This is a genomic window from Agrobacterium sp. P15N1-A (assembly GCF_044626815.1).
Classification (GTDB): Bacteria; Pseudomonadota; Alphaproteobacteria; order Rhizobiales; family Rhizobiaceae; genus Agrobacterium; species Agrobacterium leguminum.
In genome coordinates this window covers 1,410,601-1,433,941 of sequence record NZ_JBIUPF010000001.1, presented here as the reverse complement: position 1 = coordinate 1,433,941, position 23,341 = coordinate 1,410,601, and the positions used below count along the sequence as shown (strand labels likewise).

Here is a 23,341-nt window from a genome sequence, read left to right as displayed (position 1 = left end):
CGGGTTTGACTGAGACGAAAACCGCTGACGTATCGGCCGGGAGCAGAGGCTGATGGGCGCCTATATCCTCAGACGTCTGGCGCTGATGATCCCGACCATCGTCGGCATTATGGGCATTTCGTTTCTCGTCATCCAGTTCGCGCCGGGCGGGCCGGTGGAACAGGTCGTCGCGCAATTGACGGGGCAGGGCGACAGCGCCTCCGACCGGCTCTCGGGTGGTGGCGATCTTATGGGCCAGTCCGGCGGTTTCGATGACAGCGGTTCGAAATATCGCGGTGCGCAGGGTCTCGATCCGGAGCTGATCGCCAAGCTCGAAAAGCAGTTCGGCTTCGACAAACCGCCGCTCACCCGCTTTCTCGAAATGATGTGGAACTACATCCGCTTCGATTTCGGCGACAGTTTCTTCCGCAATTCCTCTGTCATTGATCTTATCATCGACAAGCTGCCGGTCTCGGCCTCGCTCGGTTTCTGGATCCTGATCATTTCATACATCATCTCCATTCCGCTCGGCATCAAGAAAGCCGTGTCCGACGGCTCGACCTTCGACGTCTGGACCTCCGGCATCATCATCATCGGTTATGCCGTGCCGAGCTTCCTTTTCGGCATTCTGCTTATCGTCCTCTTCGCCGGCGGATCCTTCTTCGACTGGTTCCCGCTGCGCGGCCTTGTGTCGGACAATTTCGCGCAACTGAACTGGTGGCAGAAGATCATCGACTATTTCTGGCACCTGACCCTGCCGCTGATCGCGCTGTCGCTCTCGGCCTTCGCGACGACGACGCTGCTGACCAAGAATTCCTTCATCGACGAGATCAAGAAGCAATATGTCATCACCGCCCGCGCCAAGGGGCTCACCGAGCGCAGGGTTCTTTATGGTCATGTCTTCCGCAACGCGATGCTGATCGTGATCGCCGGTTTTCCCGGCGCCTTCATCTCGGCCTTCTTCACCGGCTCGCTGCTGATCGAGAATATCTTCTCGCTCGACGGTCTAGGTCGCCTCGGTTATCTCTCGGTCGTCAATCGTGATTACCCGATCGTGTTCGGCACGCTCTTCATCTTCTCGCTGATGGGCCTCGTGGTCGGCCTGATTTCCGACCTGATCTATACATGGATCGATCCGCGCATCGATTTCGAGCGGAGGGACGTGTGATGACGCTTGCCCATGCCGCCGAAACGGAAACGCTGGTAAAGCCGAAGCGCCCGTGGTTTTCGCCCACCACCAAGCGCCGCTGGCAGAATTTCAAGGCAAACCGGCGCGGTTACTGGTCCTTCTGGCTGTTCCTGATCCTGTTTTTCCTGAGCCTGATTGCGGAATTCATCGCCAATGACAAACCCATTCTCGCCTCTTACAAGGGCGAGATTCTGGTGCCGGTCATGGTCGATTATCCGGAGGAAAAATTCGGCGGGTTCCTGGCCCAGACCGACTACAAATCCTCCTTCATTCAGGACGAGATCAACGCCAATGGCTGGATGATCTGGCCGCCGATCCGCTATTCCTATCAGACCGTCAATTCCAATATTCCGCATTCTGCGCCGACCGCGCCCTTCTGGCTGATGGATAAAAAGGATCGCTGCTCGGCTTACCCGCAAGGCGATGCCGATCCCGGCTGCACGCTTGGCAATCTCAACTGGCTCGGAACCGACAATCAGGCGCGCGATGTCACTGCGCGGATGATCTATGGATTCCGCATTTCCGTGCTGTTCGGCCTGACGCTGACCATTGCGTCGGCCCTTGTCGGCGTCACCGCCGGTGCGATCCAGGGTTATTTCGGCGGCTGGACTGACCTTTTGTTGCAGCGTTTCATCGAAATCTGGTCGTCCATGCCGGTGCTCTACATCCTGCTCATCATCGCGGCCATCCTGCCTCCAGGCTTCTTCGTACTGCTCGGCATCATGCTGCTCTTTTCATGGGTCGGTTTCGTCGGCATCGTGCGCGCCGAATTCCTGCGGGCCAGAAACTTCGAATATGTCCGCGCCGCCCGTGCGCTTGGCGTCGGCAACTGGACGATCATGTTCCGCCACCTTCTGCCCAACGCCATGGTGGCGACACTGACCTTCCTGCCCTTCATCCTTTCCGGCTCGATCACGACGCTCACCTCGCTCGATTTCCTCGGCTTCGGCATGCCGCCGGGATCGCCGTCGCTGGGCGAGATGATCGCGCAGGGCAAGAACAATCTTCAGGCCCCCTGGCTTGGCCTCACTGCGTTTTTCACCATGTCCATCATGCTCTCACTGTTGATTTTCGTCGGTGAAGCGGTGCGCGACGCCTTTGACCCACGCAAGACGTTCCGGTGATCGCCATGACGGAAACAAAGACCCAACCGCTTCTCTCCGTCCGCGATCTCTCCGTCGCTTTCCACCAGGGCGGCGCGACCAGCATCGCCGTCGATCATGTCTCCTTCGACCTGATGCCGGGCGAAGTCGTTGCCCTCGTCGGCGAGTCCGGTTCCGGCAAATCGGTTACGGCAAACTCGATCCTCAAACTGCTGCCCTATCCGGCGGCGAGCCATCCCTCGGGCAAAATCCTGTTCGACGGCAAGGATATGCTGACTTTGCCGGAACGCGCCCTGCGCGCGGTCCGCGGCAACGATGTCACCATGATTTTTCAGGAGCCGATGACCTCGCTCAACCCGCTCCACACCATCGAGCGGCAGATCGGCGAGATTCTGGAACTGCATCAGGCAATCACCGGAGCGGAGGCGCGGGCGCGCACGTTGGAACTGCTGTTGCAGGTGGGTATCCGCGAACCGGAAAAGCGCCTGAAGGCCTATCCGCACGAATTGTCCGGTGGCCAGCGGCAGCGCGTGATGATTGCCATGGCGCTCGCCAACCGGCCGAAACTGCTGATCGCCGACGAGCCGACGACGGCGCTCGACGTGACGGTTCAGGCCCAGATTCTCGAGCTGCTCGGCGATCTGAAAAGGCAGCACGGCATGTCCATGCTGTTCATCACCCACGATCTTGGCATCGTTCGCAAATTTGCCGATCGCGTCTGCGTCATGACCAAGGGCAAGATCGTCGAGACCGGCACCGTGGAGCAGGTTTTCAACGATCCGCAGCACGCCTATACGCGCCATCTTCTGGCGGCGGAGCCGAAGGGCGAGCCGCCGCATTCCGACGCGACCAAACCGGTGGTCATGCAGGGCGACGATATCAAGGTCTGGTTCCCCATCAAGGCGGGGCTGATGCGCCGGGTGGTCGACCATGTGAAGGCGGTGGACGGCATCGATATCATCCTGCGCGCCGGGCAGACGGTTGGTGTGGTTGGCGAATCCGGCTCCGGCAAAACGACGCTCGGCCTGGCCCTCTCGCGGTTGATTGCGTCTGAGGGGCGTATCAGCTTCATCGGCCAGTCGATCGACCACTATTCCTATGAAATGATGAAGCCGCTCAGAAACCGGCTGCAGGTGGTGTTTCAGGATCCTTATGGGTCGCTCAGCCCGCGCATGTCGGTCGGCGAGATCGTCGCCGAGGGCCTGAAGGTGCATGAGCGGTCTCTGTCTGCCGATGAGCGCGATACGCGTGTCGCCACCGCACTGGAAGAGGTTGGCCTCGATCCAGCCACCCGCTGGCGATATCCGCATGAATTTTCCGGTGGCCAGCGCCAGCGCATCGCCATTGCCCGCGCCATGGTGCTTAAACCCCGTTTTGTCATGCTGGATGAGCCGACATCCGCGCTCGACATGAGCGTGCAGGCGCAGGTGGTCGATCTGCTGCGCGATCTGCAGGCGAAACATGAACTCGCTTACCTCTTCATCAGCCACGATCTGAAGGTGGTGAAGGCGCTCGCCAACGACCTGATCGTCATGCGCCACGGCAAGGTGGTGGAGAGCGGCCCGGCGGCGGAAATCTTCGCCAACCCGCAGCAGTACTATACCAAGGCGCTGCTGGCGGCTGCCTTCAACATCGAGGCGATGAAAACGAAGGCGATAAGCCAGTAGGCCGCATTGCTGTTTCTGTTAAGGTGATGATTTTTCTGTTGCTTTGCGGAAAATGCCGACCCATGTTGAAGGGCATGTGACGCGGAAACGGATTGATTGCCATGGCAGCGGATGTGATCGTTTTGGGGGCGGGGATCATCGGGGTCTCCATCGCCCTGCAGCTGGCCCGCAGGGGTAAGTCGGTGGTGCTGGTCGACCGGCGCGGGCCGGGCGAGGAGACCTCCTTCGGCAATGCCGGGCTGATACAGAGAGAAGGCGTTGTGCCTTATGCCTTCCCGCAGGATCTCGCCCTGCTGCTGCGCTATTCCCTGAACAACAGCATCGATGCCCGCTATCATCTCTCCGCCCTGCCGAAGATCGCGCCGTTTCTCGGCCGCTACTGGTACAATTCCGCAGCCACGCGCCACGCGGCAATTGCCCGCGCCTATGCGCCGCTGATCGAGCATTCGGTTTCGGAGCACAATATCCTGATCGACGAGGCAAAAGCCGGTGATCTGATCGTCAAGAACGGCTGGATGGAGGCCTACAGGACCGCCGCAAGGCGGGATGCCGATTTTGCTTTCGCCGAGCGTCTGGCGCGCGACCACGGTATTTCCCATACGAAACTCGACGCCGAGGAGCTTGCCGCAGCCGAACCCCATCTCAGCCATGATTTCGTCGGTGGCCTGAAATGGAACGATCCCTGGTCGGTGCGCGATCCGCATGCGCTGACGCTCGCTTATGTCCGGCTGTTCGAGAGCCTCGGCGGAAGCTTCGTCAGGGGCGATGCCTCCACCCTTAGCCAGACGGTGAGTGGGTGGACGGTGCGCACCGAAACCGGCGCGGTCGAGGCCGAACATGCCGTCGTGGCGCTTGGCCCCTGGGCGGATACCGTCACGGAACGGCTGGGTTATCGCTTTCCACTCGGCGTGAAACGCGGTTACCACATGCATTACGCGCCGCAGGAGGGCACGAAGCTCAATAACTGGCTGATCGACGCCGAGCGCGGCTATTTCCTCGCGCCGATGCGAAAGGGCATCCGCCTGACGACGGGCGCGGAATTTGCCGAACGAGATGCACCGAAATCTCCCGTGCAGATCGAGCGGGCGGAGCGGGTGGCGCGCACCGTTTTTCCTCTCGGCGGCCGGCTGGATGCGGAACCGTGGATGGGCGCGCGGCCCTGCACGCCGGATATGATGCCGATCATCGGCAAAGCGCCGCGCCATAAAACATTGTGGTTTGCTTTCGGCCACGCCCACCATGGCCTCACACTTGGGCCGATCACCGGCCGGGTGCTGGCGGAAACCATGCTGGGCGAAACGCCGGTTATCGCCATCGACGCCTATCGCCCGGAAAGGTTCAATCCCTGATAGCTAAATCCGCTGGCCTTCCGGGGACAGGCCACGTAACATGGTCGCATGCTGGAGCGGGATGGCGAAAAGTGTAAGCGGTTTTCGCCTGAAATCCCGTTCTAACTATATAATTTAGATCATGTAATGATCTAAAGGGAAAAGGGGCAAAACGTCATCATGGTGGCGAGGTTTCTCATCTATCAGCAGCAGGACGACTTTCGTTAGCGCAACTCGCTGCGCATGAAACGAGATGGAAACGGCTTGCTGGTGCATGATGGATGATATTGAAAACGCAAAGAAATTTTTCGCCGATAACCCTGATATCGAAATTCTCGAAGCTTTCGTCATAGATGCGAACGGCGTGCCGCGCGGCAAATGGATTCCGCGCGAACGGGCAATCGACGTTCTTGAAAAGGGAATGGCCATTCCCCGTTCGGTCTATGCGCTGGATATCTGGGGCCGGGATGTGCATGCCGCAGGTCTTGCGGAAGGCACGGGCGATCCGGACGGGTTTTGTTTCCCCGTTCCAGGCACACTGTCGCGGGTGACATGGCTTGGTCGCCCGACGGCACAGGTTCTGCTGGCAATGAAAAATCCGGATGGAACCGGCTTTTATGGCGATCCGCGCCATGTTCTGGCGCAGGTTCTGGGCGCCTATAAAAAGGCTGGTCTCACGCCGGTGGTGGCTACCGAACTCGAATTTTACCTGATCGATCCCGTTCGCTCCGCGCTCGATCCCGTTCGTCCGCCGCACAGCCGCGAGGGTCGGTGGCATACGGGCCAGACACAGGTTTTGTCGATTTCCGAACTTCAGGATTTCGAGGACGTCTTCCATGATATTGCCACGGCCTGCCGCGCACAGGGCGTGCTTGCCGACACGACGCTGCGGGAAAACGGTCCCGGCCAATATGAGATCAATCTCAACCATGTGCCGGATGCATTGCAGGCGGCCGATTTCGCCGTCTTCCTGAAACGCATCGTCAAGGGCGTGGCGCGGCGGCATGATCTCGACGCCACCTTCATGGCCAAGCCTTATGGGTTGCAGGCCGGCAATGGCATGCATGTGCATTTTTCCGTTCTCGACAGGGACGGCAGGAACATCTACGCCGGGGAGGACGGTCCATCGGATGCCTTGATGCATTCGGTCGGCGGCCTCTTGGAAAACATGGGTGAAAGCATGGCGATCTTCGCCCCCCATGCCAATTCCTATCGCCGCCTGACACCCAGCGAACACGCACCGACCTACGCCTCCTGGGGCATCGACAACCGCTCCGCAGCTGTGCGTGTCATCGTTGCCAGCAAGGCCGCGACGCGTATCGAACACCGGGTCGCCGGCGCCGATACCAATCCCTATCTCGTTGTCGCGATGATCCTGAGCGCCGCATTGGCAGGCATGAAGGAGAAGCGCCAACCGGGCGGCGCGATTGCCGGCGACAGCCACGCGATCAATCACGAGCCGCTGCCCACCAACTGGGACTATGCGTTGCAGCGCTTCACGCGGTCGAGCTTTGCCTATGCAACGCTTGGCCAGAAGTACCGCACGCTGTTTTCCGCCTGCAAACAGCAGGAGCTTTCCGAATTTTCCCTGCGTGTAACCGACGTCGAATATGACGCCTATATCAGGACGGTGTGAAATGGCTGAGGTAACGAACATTCCCAATCCCGGCCACACATCGTCATGGTATGCGGCCTCCGCCAATGTCAAAACCGTGCGGCCGACACTCGAAGGCGCGCTGGACGCCGATGTCTGCATCATCGGCGGTGGCTTCACTGGCATTTCCGCCGCGCTGGAACTCAGTGAACGCGGCTATTCCGTCATCGTTCTGGAAGGCGTCCGCGTCGGCTTCGGCGCTTCGGGTCGCAATGGCGGCCAGATCGTCAACGGCTATAGCCGCGATCTCGAAACCATCGCTGGCCGCTACGGGCATGACAAGGCGGTGAAACTCGGCGAAATGTCGCTTGAAGGCGGCGCGATCATCCGCAACCGCATCGCCAAATACGCCATCGATTGCGATCTCGTCGATGGCGGTTTCTTCGCCGCCTTCACGCCGAAACAGATCCGCGAGATGGAGGCCCATAAGGCCCATTGGGAGAAACACGGCCATGGCGGGCTCGAAATGGTCTCGAAGGCGGATGTCGGCCACTATGTGAAAACCGATCGATATGCCGGTGGCATGATCGACCGCTTCGGCGGGCATATCCACCCGCTCAATCTGGTGCAGGGCGAAGCGGCGGCGGCTGAAAGCCTCGGTGCTCGCATATTCGAAAATTCGCGGGTCATTGCGGTGGAGCAGGGCGCAAACCCCGTGGTGCGCACGGCAACAGGCAGCGTCAAGACGAAATATGTCCTCGTCTGCGGCAACGCCTATCTCGGCAAACTCTTGCCGGAAATCGGCGACCGGATGATGCCGGTCTCAAGTCAGGTCATGGCGACGGAACCCCTCGATGCCGATCTGATCGAGGCTCTTCTGCCTGCCGATTATTGTGTCGAGGATGCCAACTACATTCTCGACTACTATCGCCGGACCTCGGACAATCGCCTGCTCTATGGGGGCGGCATCGGTTATGGCGGCAGCGATCCGGCCGATCTGACGGGTGTGATCCGCCCGAACATGCTCAAAACATTCCCGCAACTGGAAAAAACGAAAATCGACTTTGCCTGGAGCGGAAATTTCGCGCTGACCCTGACGCGCATTCCGCATATGGGCAGGCTGTCGGACAATATCTATTTCTCGCATGGCGACAGCGGCCATGGGGTTACGACAACCCATCTGCTCGGCAAGATACTGGGCGAAGCCGTTGCCGGCCACGCCGAACGTTTCGATATCTGGAGTTCGCTGCCGAACTATCCGTTCCCCGGCGGCAAGACCTTCCGGGTGCCGCTGACCGTGCTTGGCGCATGGTGGTACGGCCTGCGCGACAGGCTCGGATTTTAGAACGTCACCGTCTTCAAACCGGAAAGTGCGTTATTCGCAATATCCTCCGGTGTGGCATCGATGCTGACGGTCACGACGCCCGGTTCACCGGTCGGCACTTCCAGCGTGGCAAGCTGGGTCTGAAGTAACGAAAGCGGCATGAAATGGCCCTTGCGCTCGCCCATGCGCCGGCTGAGAAGCTCCAGGCTGCCATCCAGATAGACGAAAGCCAGCGGGCCGCCGGTGGCCTTGCGAAGGCGGTCGCGATAGATTTTCTTGAGCGCCGAGCAGGAAACGACGACACCGTTGCTTTCGCTGCCCTTGCGCAGTTCCGCGCCGATAAGATCGAGCCAGGGCCAGCGGTCTTCGTCCGTCAGCGGAATACCTTCGGACATTTTATCGACATTGGATTTCGGGTGAAGCTTGTCACCCTCTATGAAGGCAACGCCCAGTTTCTCCGCTACTGCTTCCGCGACCGTGGACTTGCCGGAGCCGCTCACTCCCATCACGACAATTGCCTGTGTCACCCGAACCTCGAATGTTTCTGTTTCGACGGTCAGCCCCTACCATGTGCGGCAGATATCGGGAATATAAAAATGCGGGGCTTGCCTGTGTCAGTGCCCGGTTTTGCGCGCCGCACTCTTCTCCAGCGCGGAAAAGGCAGCGTGAATCAGGATCGCCAGCGCCGCAACGATCAGCCCGCCTTGAAGAATGAAGGCGAGATTGTTGGATTGCAGGCCGGCGATGATCACTTCGCCGAGGGTACGCGCCGCGACGGTCGAGCCGATGGTCGCGGTCGAAAGGCTGATGACCGCCGAAAGCCGGATGCCGGCGAGAATGGCTGGAAGGGCAAGCGGTAACTCCACTTTGACAAGGCGTTGCCAGCCGGTCATGCCGCTGCCTCTCGCGGCATCCATCACCGTGGCGGGCAGGGTCGTAAGACCCGTCAGCGTATTTTCGAATACTGGCAAAAGCGCATAGAGAAACAGCGCAATGAGCGTTGGTTTTTCGCCAAAGCCGATCATCGGTACGGCAAGCGCCAGCACCGCTACCGGCGGAAAGGTCTGGCCGATATTGACGATGCTGCGCGACAACGGCAGGAAATCCGCTCCGAATGGCCGGGTGACGAGAATCGCGAGCGCTCCCGCCGTGAGCGTGGCGAGCCCCGTGGCAATCGCCACGATGGTTAGATGCGACAGCGTGAGGGAAAACAGATTGGCCTGCGTGTAGATTGCCGGTGCATTGGCCTGCACGAGAGGGCGGAACACCGGTGCGAAGACCAGCGGCACGGAAAGGAAGACGATCAGCGCCAGCACCAGTAGCCCGAGAGCAAAGAAGGATAAGGCGTTTTTCATGGGGCTCCGGCGGCACGCTGGAGGAGAACGTCACGCCGCACCCGGCCGGCAGGTTGTCCATTGTCCCTGACGACCGGCAGGACATCGCAGCCCGCCCATAACATTGCCGACAGGGCGTCGCGCTGGCTTGTATGCTCGGTGAGCGGTTCGCCCTCTGCGTTTCCCGGCTCCACGACATCGGCAACGGAGAGAACGGAAAGCAGTTTCAGCGCCCGTTCGTTTTCGCCGATCATGGTGCGCACGAAATCCGTCGCCGGTTTCAGCACCAGTTCGGCCGGCGGGCAGTCCTGCACGATGCGTCCCTTGTCCATCACGGCGATACGGTCCGCCAGATGAAAGGCCTCGTCCATATCGTGCGTGACGAGAACGACGGTCACGCCGAGCTTTTTCTGGATATCGAGAAGATCGTTCTGGGCCTTGGCGCGGATCACCGGGTCCAGTGCGCCGAAGGGTTCGTCCATCAGAAGAATGTTCGGCTCGGCGGCCAGCGCACGCGCCACGCCGACACGCTGCTGCTGACCGCCTGAGAGTTCATGCGGGAAACGGTCGGCATAAAGCGCGGGATCGAGCTGGAAGAGATGCATCAGCGCGTCGATCTTCGCCTCGATCCGCTTGCGATCCCAGCCGATCAGCTGCGGAACGGTCGCGATATTTTCGGCCACCGTCCGGTGCGGAAACAGACCATGGCCCTGAATGGCGTAGCCGATCTGGCGACGCAGCTTGAAGCCGGGTATCGCGCTGACATCCTCACCGTCGATACGGATCGTGCCGGAGGTGGGCTCCACCAGCCGGTTTATCATGCGCAGCAGGGTGGTTTTTCCCGACCCGGAAGTGCCGACGATGACGGTGACGGTGCGCGGCGCGACAGTCAGCGATACCTGATCCACGACGGCTGCTTCGCCATATCGTTTTGTAATGGTGTCGATTTCGATCATGCCTTTTGCCTTCCGCCTGCGCTGAAGAGATTGCTGTCGATGAGAGCGTCGAGTGTTATCGCGGCGGCAAAGCCGAGAAGGACGGTCGGCACGGTGCCGAGCAGCACGAGGTCCATCGCCGTCTGCCCGATGCCCTGAAATACGAAAACGCCAAAGCCGCCGCCGCCGATCAGGGCGGCAATCGTCGCCAGGCCGATATTCTGCACCAGCACGATGCGGATGCCGGTGAGGATGACCGGCATGGCCAGCGGAAATTCCACCCGCAGCAGCCGTTGCACCGGCGTCATGCCAAGCCCGCGCGCCGCTTCCCGGACCGCCTGCGAAACACCGGAAAGACCGACCACCGTGTTGGAAACCACCGGCAGCAGCGAATACAGAAACAGCGCCACGAAAGCGGGCGCCATGCCGATGCCGGCGATGCCGATTTTCGCGGCACCCGGCACAGTGGCCGCGATCCACCCGAGCGGGGCGATCAAAAGGCCGAAAAGGGCGATGGAGGGAATGGTCTGGACGATGTTGAGGCTGTTCAGTACGCCTGCGCGCAACCGCTCGACCTTGTAACAGAGTATCCCCAGGGGAATGCCCACTACGGTCGCCGAGATCAACGAGCCGATGGCAAGTTCCACGTGCCGCAAAGCCTCGGTCCAGAATATATCGGCCCGGCCGGTATATTCCTTGATGATGGAGAGGTCGTTCCAGAGGCCGCTTGTCAGCACGGCCGCGAGCGCGGCGATGGCCACCAGCAGCAACAAAATCCGGGCAGCGGGCTTCGGCTCAAGACGCGCAATACAATCCGTGGCGAGCAGAGCCAGCCCGGCAAATATCAGCCAGAAGCCGCTGGCAGGTGAAACGCGGGCAAAACCGTCACCCTCCGGCATGAGGAAAGAAGCCGCCTGCCCGACGAAAACCGCCAGTGCCGCAAGACCGACCAGCGCGACGGCGAGTTTCAATCGTGTGGGAAAGCGGAAAAAGGCGATGAAGGCCGAAAGAAGAACGATGGTGGCGAGAACAGTTGCAGCCGAACCCGGAAGAGCTTCGAAGACCGTTCGTGTCTCGCCCTGAACGATCCGGTTGGCACGGAATGTCATGAAAGGCGACGCAAAAAGCGCATAAAGAAGCAGGCACGAAATCACCACGCCCACTTTGTCAGGCCATTTCGTCAAATCCTGCTCCCCTGTCTTCTCGCCCGTGTACTCTGATTTGGGACGGGACCACGGGAACGCACCGGTTCCCGCACCCCGCTCCGGCGCCGCGAGCGGTTACTTGACGAAGCCGTTCTTTGTCAGAAAGTCGAGCGCCACGGTCTTGGCCTGTTCGCCGCCGACCTGCACGCGGGCGTTCAAATCCTGCAGTGTTGCCAGATCGAGTTTTTCGAACACTGGTTTCAGCAACTCTTCGATATTCGGGTGCTTTTTCAGAACCTCTTCGCGAATGATCGGCGCTGGCTGATAGACCGGCTGCACATGTTTGTCGTCCTCCAGCACCACGAGACCTGAAGGCGCGATGCCGCCATCCGTGCCATAGACCATGGCGGCATTGGCGTTGTTCGTCTGGTTGGCGGCGGCGGCAATCGTGGCCGCGGTGTCGCCGCCGGAAAGCGTGATCAGCTGGTCAGGCTTCATGGTGAAGCCATAGGTGGTCTGAAATGCAGGGAGCGCGGCGGCGGAGTTGACGAATTCGGAAGAGGCGGCAAGGACGACCTCGCCGCCATCGGCAACATATTTGCCGAAATCGGAAAGCGTCTTCAGATTGTTCTTGTCGGCGACATCCTTGCGCAGCGCAATGGCCCAGGTGTTGTTTGCCGGCGATGGCGTCAGCCAGACGATCTTGTTGGCGTCGAAGTCGAGTGTTTTCGCCTCTTCATAGCCCTTGGCTGCATCTTTCCAGAGCGGATCGTCCGCCTTGGAGAAAAAGAACGCGGCGTTACCGGTATATTCCGGATAGATGTCGATTTCGCCCGCCGTGATCGCTTTTCGCACAACCGGCGTGGCGCCAAGCTGGATGCGATCCGTCGTTTCGATCTTGTTCTGGTTAAGGACGGCGAGGATGATGTTGCCGAGAACACCGCCTTCCGTGTCGATCTTCGACGACACGACCACCTGCGCCTGCGCGATGGAAACAGAAAGGGCAAGCGCAAGTCCGGCGCCCGTCAACGTCATCAAGCGGTTCATGGATGTTCCTCCGGTGGGTCAGCCTGCCGAACAGGCGAAAGATCGCCGCCGCAATTGCGGCCGAATATAAACGGCCGGGAGGAAAAATGGTTGCATGCCATCTGCTTTTTCGCGTCGATGGCTCCGGCTACACGCCGATGGTCAGGTTTCGCCGTCGCGCTTGCGTGCATCCTTGCCCATGACGAGCGGCATGAGAACCGAAAGAAACAAGAGCCTGATGACGTGGTGGGAGCCGACATAGGCGGTATCGGCATGCATCATCACCGCCATCGCCGCCATGGTCTCCAGGCCGCCCGGCGAATAGGCGATCATGACGGCATTGAGCGGAACGCCGGTCACGCCGGAAATCATCCAGGCGATGCCGCCGGCAATCAGCATCACGGCGATGGTGACGACAAAGCCCGCCAGAAAGCCTTTCCGCACGTCCATTAGTGAGACATTCGAAAAGCGCGTGCCGATGAGGCAGCCGATCAGCACATAGACGGGCAGGCTGAGCCAGGTGGGAACGCCGCCTTCGGTAAGGCCGGTAATGTGGGTGCCGATGGAAATGGCGACGCCGCCAAGCAGCAGCGCGGCCGGAAACTTCCAGCGCAGGAAAAGCCAGCCGGTCAGAAGCGATGCGCCGATGGTCAGCGCCAGCGTGAAAAGGCCCATTGGCGGGTTGGCCACAAGCGGTTCCGTGCTGACGAGATCGAAATATTCGACGATCAGCGGCACGGAAAGCGTCAGCGCCAGCACCCGCACGCTTTGCACGATGCTGACGGTCGCAAGGTCGCTTTTCGTCTCGGCGCCGAGGCTGATGATATAGCTGAGATGACCGGGAGAGGCGCCCAGCATCGCCGTTGTCCGGTCGTACCCGAAGCCATAATGCAGGATCCAGTAGGCGACATAGAGCATGATGACGACAGCGACGAGCACAACGACGAAGCTTACGGGCCAGGTCTTTGCGGCGTCGATTACGGAGGGCGTCACGCTCGTTCCCATGGAAATGCCGACGACGACGAAACAGGCATTGCGGATGAAGGCGGGAACACCAAGCCTCACACCGGCTAGCCCCGTGATCGTCACGGCCAGCGCCGGGCCGGAAAGAAAAGGTGCCGGAATATCGATGAGGCTGGCGAGTAGCGCCCCTATGCTGCCGACGAGCGCGGTGAGCGCAAATGTATGGAATTCAGGCTTGATGATCATTGCGACGCTGATTGGTTGCTTGAAAAAGCTCGCGACCAAATGCGCCGCTTCCATTCGCGACGTCAACACGCAGGATCAAAAATATTACATTTCATGCGTATTCTATAAAAAAGCCCGTGGCCTCAAGGACACGGGCTATGGCAATTGCCGATGCGGCAATGGGATGATCAGGCAGCCGGAAGGGCAGCGATCTTCGGCATTTCCGTATCGAGGCCAAGCAGGAAGTTGATCTGGGGCCGCGCCTTGACGAGATCGTCGATCGAATATTCCGCCAGAACGTCGAAAAAGGCATTGAGCGCCTTGCGAAGCGCCGAGTTGAGGCCGCAGCTATCCACAAGCGGACATTCCACAGCACCGTCCTCGAAGCATTCGGCCATGGCGAAGCTGTCTTCGGTCACCTTCACCACGTCGAACAGGCTGATCTTTTCGGCAGGTTTGCCAAGACGCACGCCGCCGTTGCGGCCACGCACGGTTTCCACCAGGCCTGCCTTGTTGAGCGGCTGCAGGATTTTGAACAGGAACAGCTCCGAAACGCCATAAGCCTTGGCGATCTCAGGAATGCGGCTCAGATGGCCTTCATTGGCGGCGCAATACATCAACATGCGAACGGCATAGTTGGTCTGTTTGGTCAAGCGCATGCTGGTCTCCTAACTCTCAATGTGGAGTTATATAGTCTCTTTTTCAGTTTAGAACAATTCCAGAAACTGAAAAAACTGGCACCCATCCGATATTTCTCGAACAGCCTTGTTGACCGTCCGGATGATTCATGAACAAACAAGTCAAGAATCGGAATGTAATGGAGGCATTCATAATGGCAAGCTTGAAATCATACTTTTCCGCTGCCGTTTTTTCAGGGCTGACGATCCTTGTCACCGCGCCCGTCGCTCTGGCAGAGGGGGAGGTTAACGTCTATTCCTATCGCCAGCCTGAATTGATCCAGCCGCTGCTCGATGCTTTCACGAAGGAAACCGGGATAGAGGCGAATGTGCTTTTTCTCGACAAAGGGCTAGTGGAACGCATTCAGGCCGAAGGCGTCAATTCGCCGGCCGATGTGCTGCTGACGGTCGATATCGCCCGTCTCGTCGAGGCGAAGGAGGGCAAGGTTACCCGGCCGGTCCTCAACGATCCCGTCATCGAAAAGGATATCCCCGCCAATCTGCGCGATCCCGAGGGCGAATGGTTTGGTCTCACCACGCGCGGCCGGGTGGTCTATGCGTCGAAGGAGCGGGTGACACAGAAGGACATTACCTATGAGGAGCTTGCCGATCCGAAATGGAAGGGCAAGATCTGCATTCGCGACGGCCAGCATTCCTATAATATCGCGCTGATCGCCTCGATGATCGCCCATCACGGCGTCGATTATACCCGTACATGGCTGACCGGCCTGAAGAACAATCTCGCCCGCAAGCCTGACGGAACCGACCGCAGCCAGGCGAAATCGATCTTTTCCGGTGAATGCGATATCGCGCTCGGCAACACCTATTATGTTGGCCTGATGCTGACCAACGATCGCGAGCCGGAAGAAAAGGAATGGGCCGGATCGGTGCGGGTGATCTTCCCCAATGCGGGCGATCGCGGCACGCACGTGAATATCTCCGGCATGGCGCTGACGAAATACGCCCCCAACAAAGACAATGCTCTGAAGCTGATGGAATTCCTGGCCTCGCGCGAGGCGCAGGAAATCTACGCCAAGCAGGTCTTCGAATATCCGGTGCTGCCCGGCGCGGAGCCATCCGATGTCGTGAAGGGTTTCGGTCCCATCAATCCCGACAAGCTGCCGCTGACGGACATAGCCGCCCATCGCAAGCAGGCGTCCGAACTGGTGGATGAAGTGGGTTTCAACGACGGCCCGACCAACTGAGTTTGCTCTTGATCGAGCTCTGAGAGTTGCGATACCGGCGGGTCAGTTACCCGCCGGTTTGTTGTCCAGGGAAGCGTTGTAATCGAGAATGGCCTTGCGCCTTTCCGGCGTTCCGGGATGGGTGGAGACAATGCTGGTGCCGTCCTTGTCGCCCAGCTTTTCCTCCAGCAGCGCAAAGAACCGTTCGATGGCGGTTGGGTCGAGCCCGGCCTTACGCATCAGTTCGACGGAGCGCTGGTCCGCCTGCCGCTCGGCATCGCGTGAATGCGATAGCGCCAGAAGACCGCCGCCCTGGGTGAGAATATCTTCCATGGCCGAACCGACATCGCCGGCAATCAGCATGACGAGACCGGCAACTCCGGCGGCGCGGTAAAGCTGCCGCAGGCTGTGTTCATATTCCACATGGCCGATTTCATGGGCGAGAACCCCGGTGATCATCTGCCTGTCGTCGCCTGCGAGTTCCACCAGCTCGTCTGTCAGTACCAGCGTGCCATCGGGAAGCGCAAAGGCATTGGGGCCGATATAACCGCCCTTGCGGAAATTCAGCTTGTAGTCCTCGGGCGAACCTTCCGCATGGGCGGCGATCCGGGCAAATTCCGCACGGATGGCGTCCTGCTCTTCCTGCGGAAGTTCGCTTGGAGAAAATACCGCCTGGTCGAAGGCCTGCATGGTGCTGGCCGACATGACCTGCGGAACGATGGGCGGCGTTACGGCGACCGCCAGTTCCACCAGCGCCGGAAGCGCCAGCTTGTAGGTGCCGTAAGCCAGAAGAACGGCTGCGGCGGTGATGCCGATCAGTCGTGGGCGGAACTGTTCCAGCCAGTGCACGAAACCGGAACGCTTGGTAATGTGCTGGCCAAGCAGCCGGTCCACGCCCTCATTGTCACGGGTTTCGAACAGCGACCCATCGGGAAAATGCAACTCCCGGGGGATGGTGCCGACCCGATGGCTGATCTCGACCGTTTTTATCTCCGCCTGGGTTCTGACGTGGTTGTCCTTCGCGTCGAGCACGAGAAGGACCGTGCCGCCAAGCTTCAGCCTGGCGGCGCTGGAAAGGTTGGAGCGAGCGGCATGCCACTCGCCCGCCACGGTTTCTCCGGTATCAGAAACCAAATTCGAAACCTTCCATATCCATATATTCGGCGCTGACGGCGGCGCCTGTCGCCTCCATCGAGGACAGAACCTCGCCGACATCGCCATTGAAACGGATTGCCGTGCGTTCAACGGTATAACGCGCCTCGCGCACCGCCGCCCATGGCCGCATCAGGCCAAGCGTGAAGACGGTGACGATGAGGTTGGAGATGACGATCCACAGGTAGCGGCCGCGATGAAGATCGCTGTGCAGGTCGTGCTTTCCGTCCAGCAGCATGGAGGAGATGACGACATTGCGAACGCCGGTGCGATAGACGACACCCGCAAGACCATAGACCAGAAACGCGCCGAAAATTCCGACATAAAGGGAAGCTAGCGCCGTGGCCATGGCTGCCGTCTCGTCTTCGAGCATCGCGCTATTGGCCGCAAAGGCGGCAATGCCGAAAAAGCCGACCACGATGCCGCCGATCACGACCATGATCGCGGGAATGATCCAGACCCGGTAGAGCTTGCCGATTCTGGGATCGGCGCTGAAGGGCCGGTCGCCGTAACGCAGGTTGCTGAAAATATAGCGGTTCGCCCAGCGGCTGGACAGCGGCGCCAGAATGCCGAAGGAGAAGAACGCAACGAGGCTGCCAAGCAGGATGGAGACAAAAGCGCCCCATGCCGTTCCGACAAAATCAAAACGCACATTGCGATAGCTCGTCACCCGCGCATTGAAACGAATGCTGCGCGTGATCAGCCATGGAAAGAAGATCATTAGAAGGATTGCCGGCACGAAAACCAGGAACGGATGGATGAGGCCGACGAGCTGCGAGACGACGATGAAGGCAAAGGCGATCAGCCGGCCCTTGAAGATTTGCCCGCCGGTGGCGTGATAACCGAAGGCGCGACCGGCCAGCACGGTATTGCCATTGAAATAACGCTTGCGGCGCACCTTCGCCCAGGCGGAATAGATGCCGATGGTGACGATCGTCAGCAGAATATTGACGATCCAGATTCCGAAATATTCCTTGGCATTTCCGCTGAACGAGCCGCGTTCAAGCGCGCGCTGATCCGCACTCACTGAGATATCACTCATAATAGTCCCTCATGACATGCCCCTCTCCGGGCAGATTGAGTTTGCAGGCTTCCCCGTTATCGTCGGTTTGGCAGCGTCCCCACGCCGCAACTGCTCTCTTACGCCATAACAGCTTTAAGTGGAAATATTTTGAAGGAAAAACTTGATTTTTAAAGTTATCTTTTAATCGAAAAAGCCCCGCCGTGAAAACAGCGAGGCTCTTTGTAATTTAGAGGGCTCCGCCCGCTTACTTCATTGTCGGCATCACGAATTCGGCGCCCGACTTGATGCCCGACGGCCAGCGCGAGGTGATCGTCTTGGTCTTCGTCCAGAACTTGATGGAATCCGTCCCGTGCTGGTTGAGATCGCCGAAGCTCGAAGCCTTCCAGCCGCCGAAGGAGTGATAGGCAAGCGGAACCGGGATCGGGACGTTGACGCCGATCATGCCGATATTGACGCGGCTTGCGAAGTCGCGGGCGGCATCGCCGTCACGGGTATAGATCGCGACGCCGTTGCCATATTCATGCTTCATCGGCAGTTCCAGCGCGTCTTCGTAGTTCTTGGCGCGAACGACGGAGAGAACGGGTCCGAAGATTTCCGTCTTGTAGATGTCCATGTCAGGGGTCACGTGGTCGAACAGGCAGCCGCCGACGAAATAGCCGTCTTCATAGCCCTGAAGCTTGAAGTCGCGGCCATCGACCAGAAGCTTCGCACCCTGTGCGACGCCGCTGTCGATCAGGCCCTTGACGCGCGTCTGCGCTTCCTTGGTGACGAGCGGACCCATATCGGCCTTGTCGTCGGTATAGGGGCCGATTCTCAGGCTTTCGATCTGCGGAATGAGCTTTTCAACGAGACGGTTTGCCGTCTCCTCACCAACCGGAACCGCAACGGAAACAGCCATGCAGCGCTCGCCCGCCGAACCGTAACCCGCGCCCATCAGCGCGTTCACGGCCTGGTCAAGATCGGCATCCGGCATGATGATCATGTGGTTCTTCGCACCGCCGAAGCACTGCGCGCGCTTGCCGTTCATGGCGGCTGTGCCATAGACGTAACGGGCGATCGGCGTCGAGCCGACGAAGGAGACCGCGCCGATATCGGGATCGGTCAGGATGGCGTCGACGGCGCCCTTGTCACCGTTGACGACGTTCAGGATGCCGGCCGGAAGACCGGCTTCAACCATCAGTTCTGCAAGACGGATCGGCAGCGACGGGTCGCGCTCGGAAGGCTTGAGGATGAAGGCGTTGCCGCAGGCGATTGCCGGCGCGAACATCCACATCGGGATCATGCCGGGGAAGTTGAACGGGGTGATGCCCGCGCCGATGCCAACCGGCTGGCGGATCGAATACATATCGATGGCCGGGCCAGCGCCTTCGGTGAACTCACCCTTCTGCAGATGCGGAATGCCGCAGACGAATTCGCAGACTTCGAGACCGCGGACGATATCGCCCTTGGAATCTTCAACGGTCTTGCCGTGCTCGCTCGAGAGCAGCACCGCCAGCTCGTTCATGTCGCGGTTCAGAAGTTCGACGAACTTGAAGAAAACGCGGGCGCGACGCTGAGGGTTGGTGGCGGCCCATTTCGGCTGCGCAGCCTTGGCGCTCTCCACGGCGGCGCGCAGTTCGGCATCGCTTGCAAGCGCGACAGTTGCCTGAACTTCACCGGTGGCGGGGTTGTAGACATTCGATGTGCGGCCGCTGGTGCCGGGCACATGCTTGCCGTTAATGAAATGACCGATTTCCTTCATGGGCTTTCCTCCAGAATGTGATGGCGCAGCATTACCTTTCGATTTGCACAAATCAATCGCCTGAAATAAGCATCCATTGTGCAAAAATAGACATAAGGAGGGTGCCATGAACTGGGATGATGTGCGTTTGTTTCTAAGCGTGGCGCGAAGCGGCCAGTTTCTTTCGGCGGCCAGAAAGCTTGGCGTCAACCACGCCACCCTCAGCCGGCGCATTTCCGCACTGGAAGCGGCCATCGGCACGCAGCTCTTCCTGCGGAGCACCAATGGCTGCGAGTTGACCGAAGAGGGGCAGCGCCTTCTTGCCGGGGCCGAGCGCATGGAAACGGAAATGCTGAATGCCCAGGCAAATCTCGGCCGCGTCGATACGGCGGTGGCGGGAACGGTGCGCATCGGCGCGCCGGATGGTCTCGGCGTGTCGTTCCTCGCGCCACGGCTCGGCCGACTGACGGCGCGTTATCCCGATCTGAAAATCCAGCTCGTGCCGGTGCCGCGCTCTTTCTCACTGTCGCAGCGTGAGGCCGATATCGCCATCACCATCGAAAGGCCGGAGCAGGGCAGGCTGATGTTTTCAAAGCTCACCGATTATTCGCTGGGTCTCTATGCCTCGGCGGATTATCTGGCCGATTATGGAACGCCTGATGATGTCGAGGCGCTGAAGCGCCACCGGCGGATCGGTTATGTGGAGGACCTGATCTTTTCGCCCTCACTGAACTTTACCGGTGAGATCATGCGCGACTGGGACGCCGCCTTCGAAATCTCCAGCGCCACCGGGCAGACCGAGGCGGTGCGTTCCGGTGCGGGTATCGGCATCCTGCATAATTACATCGCCGGGCAATACCCCGAACTGCTGCGTATCATGCCGCAACTCACCATCAGCCGGTCCTACTGGACGGCCTATCACGAATCCGCCCGTCAACTGGTCCGCGTCCGCACGGTGGTCGATTTTCTCCAGGAACTCGTAGCCGAAGAACGGCGAATTTTCATCTGACATCCGCATGCCGATATTATTAGTACTATTAATTGTTCGAGCCCGGCCGTTCGGGGCTTGACAAAGGATGGCTGACTGGACGACCAATGCAGCCATTGGGAGAGATCGGAACTGACATGTCTATGATACGTAAGCTTTCGCCGACTGGCCTCGGCGTGGCCGTCATGCTGCTTGGAATGCTGCTTTTCGCACTGAACGACGCCATGGGAAAATGGCTCGTGGCCACCTATAGCCAGGGTCAGGTGATCCTCATTCGCAGCGCGGCGGCGCTTATTATTCTCGTTCCGATCGTCTGGCGCGCCGGCCTCTCTGGCCTTGTCAGAATTGAGCGTCCCGGCCTTCAGTTTGCACGCGTCTTCTTTTCCACCGCAGAGCTTTTCTGTTTCTATTTCGCGGTCGCGGCCCTGCCGCTCGCCGATGTCATGACCTATTGGCTGGCCGCCCCCATCTATGTGGCGGCGCTCTCGCCGTTTCTGCTCGGAGAAAAGGTGGGTTGGCGTCGCTGGACGGCCATCGCCATCGGTTTTGTCGGCGTTCTCATCGCGCTCAAACCCAGTTCGGCAAGCCTCACCTCCGCAGCATTGTTTTCGATCCTCGGCAGCGCCGCCTTTGCTTTCATGATGTTATCCGGCCGTCAGCTGCGCAATACGCCGGATACGGTGCTTGCCTTCTGGCAGATCATCGGTGCGGCGCTTGCGGGCATTGTCGCGGTATTCCTCACGCCATCGGGATGGCTGCCGGTTCAGTCCAGTTTCGATCTCGCCTTCCTCGGCCTGCTCGGCGTCGTCGCCATGACGGCGCATGTTCTGGTCAATCGGGCGCTTAAACTCGCCGACGCCGCGACCGTCGCGCCGCTGCAATATACGCTGCTGCTCTGGGCGGTGATTTTCGGCTGGCTGTTCTTCGGCGATGTGCCGCAGACGAGTATCGTCGTCGGCGCGGGCCTGATCGTTCTTTCCGGCCTTTATATCTTCTTCCGCGAAAATACTCTCAAGCGACGCCGCGAAACCGCTGAAGACCTGGCCGCGGAGCAGGTTTGATCTTTCTCACAGCCTTGATCACGATCACGGGACTTGACGAAGGCGTGATCTTCGGGGAGTAAGAAAGAGCCCTGCGATGATTTGTCTCGCAACGGCAGAGGAAACAAAGGTGCCGGGCCCCTCTGGCGAGAGTTTTACGGCGCTCTCGCGATGTCGGTACCGCCTGCAAAAATTGGCCGGCGGATTAAAAACTATGAAAAACCTGAATGTGCTTCGCGCGCGTGCTTTCTGCGTGCGGTCTGACGCCCCGCGTCGGTCCGTGAACGCCCTCTTTATGGGAGGCGACCGGACATGAGCGCTGCCCAGAAAAACACCCTTACCTACTTCAAGTGGGCCTTTATCGTCACCGTGGTCGGTTTGATCCTCGGCGGTTATCTCGGTTGGGAAATGACCGGAACGGTGGGCGGCACGGCGACGATCTTTTTCATCTGCGTCGTGCTGGCGGTGCTGGAAATCTCACTTTCCTTCGACAACGCTATCGTCAACGCCAACAAGCTGAAAGATATGACACCGGTCTGGCAGCACCGCTTCCTGACCTGGGGTATCCTGATTGCCGTTTTCGGCATGCGTATCGTCTTCCCGCTGCTCATCGTGGTCGTCGCGGCCAATGTCGGCCCGTGGACGGCAATCGTCATGGCGGCCACGCAGCCGGAACGTTATGCGGAAATCATGCGTGACGCCCATCTGCCGATTGCGGCTTTCGGCGGCACCTTCCTGATGATGGTCGGTCTCAACTTCTTCTTCGACCATGAAAAGGACGTGCACTGGGTGCGCTGGATCGAGGAAAAGGCTGCAACCTATTCCTCCGTCAAGGGCATCGAGATTGCCTTCGTGCTGGTCGTCATGCTGATCTTTTCCCGCATCATCGGTGCTAGCGACAATCCGGAACTTGGTCCGGTCGCGGCCAACACCTTCTTCCATTCGGCGATCTGGGGTCTTTTGACCTTCCTGCTGGTGGAAGTCGTCGGCGGCATTCTCGACCGCAGCCAGGAGATGCTGGAAGGCGCGGCGAAAGGCGGCTTCGGTGCGTTTCTTTATCTCGAAGTGCTGGATGCCAGCTTCTCCTTCGACGGCGTTATCGGCGCTTTCGCGCTGACGCAGAACCTCTTCATCATCGCCATCGGCCTCGGCATCGGCGCCATGTATGTGCGTTCGATGACCATCATGCTGGTCGAGAAGGGAACCCTGGCCGAATATCGCTATCTGGAGCACGGCGCCTTTTATGCGATCCTCATCCTGTCCGTCATCATGTACGTGCAGACCATGGTGCATATTCCGGAGGTCATCACGGGCCTTGGCGGCGCGGGCCTGATCGGCATCTCGCTCTGGTCGTCGATCCGCTATAACCGGCGACAGAATGCCGATGCGGTCGATGCCGCGCGCGGCGCGGAAATCTGATCCGCAATTGCCCTTGCCTTCCGCTGTCGCGGCGGAAGGCAGTTTTTAAGCATTGAATTATTTTTCGCCTGTTTTTGTTGCTGTTTATCCTTTGCGAAAAATTTCGCCAAAAGGCCGAATTTTCGTCTTAAGCCGCTGTTTTTACGATTATTTATGCGCTGCATCAAAATTGGCACGCTTCCTGCATCTCATTCTGCAAGTCCAGAGGGGACATTGGCTCGAAAACGGGTCAACAAATACCGCCGCGCCGCGCGATCTTTCCGATCTGCGCCGTGCGGCGGTTCTGTTTGTGCAGAATGGTTCTTGAGTTTTACGTTCGGTTGAA

General features: G+C 59.4%; 21 protein-coding genes. 11 read left to right on the top strand and 10 right to left on the bottom strand.

The genetic code is table 11. The features are described from left to right. Nucleotides 1-52: 52 nt before the first annotated feature. The 6 genes from ACIK7D_RS07245 (at nt 53) to ACIK7D_RS07220 (ending at nt 8,205) form a co-directional block, all read left to right on the top strand. The gene (locus ACIK7D_RS07245) at nt 53-1,147 is read left to right on the top strand and encodes a microcin C ABC transporter permease YejB (protein WP_080818317.1); all 1,095 of its coding nucleotides are present in this window, start codon (nt 53-55) and stop codon (nt 1,145-1,147) included. Then, nucleotides 1,147-2,292, top strand: a complete 1,146-nt coding sequence (locus ACIK7D_RS07240; RefSeq protein WP_400155953.1) for an ABC transporter permease — start codon at nt 1,147-1,149, stop codon at nt 2,290-2,292. The genes ACIK7D_RS07245 and ACIK7D_RS07240 overlap by 1 nt, the downstream gene beginning before the upstream one ends. Nucleotides 2,293-2,297: 5 nt before the next feature. Next, on the top strand, nt 2,298-3,938 hold the full coding sequence (locus ACIK7D_RS07235) for an ABC transporter ATP-binding protein (protein WP_400155952.1): 1,641 nt from the start codon (nt 2,298-2,300) through the stop codon (nt 3,936-3,938). Between the two features lie 101 nt (nt 3,939-4,039). Beyond that, nucleotides 4,040-5,287 carry an NAD(P)/FAD-dependent oxidoreductase gene (locus ACIK7D_RS07230; protein WP_400155951.1) on the top strand — a complete coding sequence of 416 codons (1,248 nt, stop codon included), beginning with the start codon at nt 4,040-4,042 and terminating at the stop codon, nt 5,285-5,287. A gap of 253 nt (nt 5,288-5,540) precedes the next feature. Continuing rightward, a complete protein-coding gene (locus tag ACIK7D_RS07225; protein ID WP_003524441.1) occupies nt 5,541-6,902 on the top strand; it encodes a glutamine synthetase family protein in 1,362 nt (453 codons plus the stop codon). A 1-nt stretch (nt 6,903) separates the two neighbouring features. Then, the gene (locus ACIK7D_RS07220; RefSeq protein ID WP_162936750.1) at nt 6,904-8,205 is read left to right on the top strand and encodes an FAD-binding oxidoreductase; all 1,302 of its coding nucleotides are present in this window, start codon (nt 6,904-6,906) and stop codon (nt 8,203-8,205) included. On the opposite strand, the gene ACIK7D_RS07215 is transcribed toward ACIK7D_RS07220, so the two are convergent. The 7 genes from ACIK7D_RS07215 to rirA all read right to left on the bottom strand — a co-directional run bounded on the left by ACIK7D_RS07215 (nt 8,202) and on the right by rirA (nt 14,471). Further along, a complete protein-coding gene (locus ACIK7D_RS07215) occupies nt 8,202-8,690 on the bottom strand; it encodes a gluconokinase (protein ID WP_162934145.1) in 489 nt (162 codons plus the stop codon). The two genes, ACIK7D_RS07220 and ACIK7D_RS07215, sit on opposite strands and share 4 nt — an antisense overlap. Nucleotides 8,691-8,798: 108 nt before the next feature. Then, the gene (locus tag ACIK7D_RS07210; RefSeq protein ID WP_400155950.1) at nt 8,799-9,539 is read right to left on the bottom strand and encodes an ABC transporter permease; all 741 of its coding nucleotides are present in this window, start codon (nt 9,537-9,539) and stop codon (nt 8,799-8,801) included. Further along, a complete protein-coding gene (locus ACIK7D_RS07205) occupies nt 9,536-10,474 on the bottom strand; it encodes an ABC transporter ATP-binding protein (RefSeq protein ID WP_080818304.1) in 939 nt (312 codons plus the stop codon). The genes ACIK7D_RS07210 and ACIK7D_RS07205 overlap by 4 nt, the downstream gene beginning before the upstream one ends. Next, entirely contained in the window at nt 10,471-11,637 is a 1,167-nt protein-coding gene (locus ACIK7D_RS07200) for an ABC transporter permease (protein WP_400155949.1), read from the bottom strand. Before ACIK7D_RS07200 ends, ACIK7D_RS07205 begins: the two co-directional genes overlap by 4 nt. Nucleotides 11,638-11,733: 96 nt before the next feature. Further along, a complete protein-coding gene (locus ACIK7D_RS07195; RefSeq protein WP_003524447.1) occupies nt 11,734-12,645 on the bottom strand; it encodes an ABC transporter substrate-binding protein in 912 nt (303 codons plus the stop codon). Between the two features lie 141 nt (nt 12,646-12,786). After that, nucleotides 12,787-13,833, bottom strand: a complete 1,047-nt coding sequence (locus ACIK7D_RS07190; protein WP_400155948.1) for an AbrB family transcriptional regulator — start codon at nt 13,831-13,833, stop codon at nt 12,787-12,789. Nucleotides 13,834-14,000: 167 nt separating this feature from the next. Then, nucleotides 14,001-14,471 carry an iron-responsive transcriptional regulator RirA gene (rirA, locus tag ACIK7D_RS07185; protein WP_059759126.1) on the bottom strand — a complete coding sequence of 157 codons (471 nt, stop codon included), beginning with the start codon at nt 14,469-14,471 and terminating at the stop codon, nt 14,001-14,003. A 173-nt stretch (nt 14,472-14,644) separates the two neighbouring features. Between rirA and ACIK7D_RS07180 the strand changes: the two genes are divergently transcribed. After that, nucleotides 14,645-15,694: a Fe(3+) ABC transporter substrate-binding protein gene (locus ACIK7D_RS07180; protein WP_400155947.1), complete on the top strand. Its 1,050-nt coding sequence runs from the start codon at nt 14,645-14,647 to the stop codon at nt 15,692-15,694. Nucleotides 15,695-15,736: 42 nt separating this feature from the next. Here the strand turns inward: ACIK7D_RS07180 and ACIK7D_RS07175 are convergent, their stop codons facing one another. From ACIK7D_RS07175 to ACIK7D_RS07165, 3 genes are all read right to left on the bottom strand, one after another. After that, nucleotides 15,737-16,807: a M48 family metallopeptidase gene (locus tag ACIK7D_RS07175; protein ID WP_400155946.1), complete on the bottom strand. Its 1,071-nt coding sequence runs from the start codon at nt 16,805-16,807 to the stop codon at nt 15,737-15,739. Continuing rightward, nucleotides 16,797-17,867 (bottom strand): YjgN family protein, encoded by a 1,071-nt coding sequence (locus tag ACIK7D_RS07170; RefSeq protein WP_400155945.1) that lies wholly within the window; start codon nt 17,865-17,867, stop codon nt 16,797-16,799. Before ACIK7D_RS07170 ends, ACIK7D_RS07175 begins: the two co-directional genes overlap by 11 nt. Before the next feature lie 226 nt (nt 17,868-18,093). Continuing rightward, the gene (locus ACIK7D_RS07165; protein WP_262534579.1) at nt 18,094-19,590 is read right to left on the bottom strand and encodes a CoA-acylating methylmalonate-semialdehyde dehydrogenase; all 1,497 of its coding nucleotides are present in this window, start codon (nt 19,588-19,590) and stop codon (nt 18,094-18,096) included. Between the two features lie 106 nt (nt 19,591-19,696). Between ACIK7D_RS07165 and ACIK7D_RS07160 the strand changes: the two genes are divergently transcribed. The 4 genes from ACIK7D_RS07160 to ACIK7D_RS07145 all read left to right on the top strand — a co-directional run bounded on the left by ACIK7D_RS07160 (nt 19,697) and on the right by ACIK7D_RS07145 (nt 23,323). Further along, nucleotides 19,697-20,578: a LysR family transcriptional regulator gene (locus ACIK7D_RS07160; protein WP_137004218.1), complete on the top strand. Its 882-nt coding sequence runs from the start codon at nt 19,697-19,699 to the stop codon at nt 20,576-20,578. Between the two features lie 122 nt (nt 20,579-20,700). After that, entirely contained in the window at nt 20,701-21,618 is a 918-nt protein-coding gene (locus ACIK7D_RS07155; protein ID WP_121490394.1) for a DMT family transporter, read from the top strand. A 291-nt stretch (nt 21,619-21,909) separates the two neighbouring features. Beyond that, nucleotides 21,910-23,016, top strand: a complete 1,107-nt coding sequence (locus ACIK7D_RS07150) for a DUF475 domain-containing protein (RefSeq protein WP_080818286.1) — start codon at nt 21,910-21,912, stop codon at nt 23,014-23,016. Nucleotides 23,017-23,068: 52 nt separating this feature from the next. Continuing rightward, nucleotides 23,069-23,323, top strand: coding sequence for a hypothetical protein (locus ACIK7D_RS07145; protein ID WP_400155944.1), 255 nt, complete (start codon nt 23,069-23,071; stop codon nt 23,321-23,323). Nucleotides 23,324-23,341: the final 18 nt, after the last annotated feature.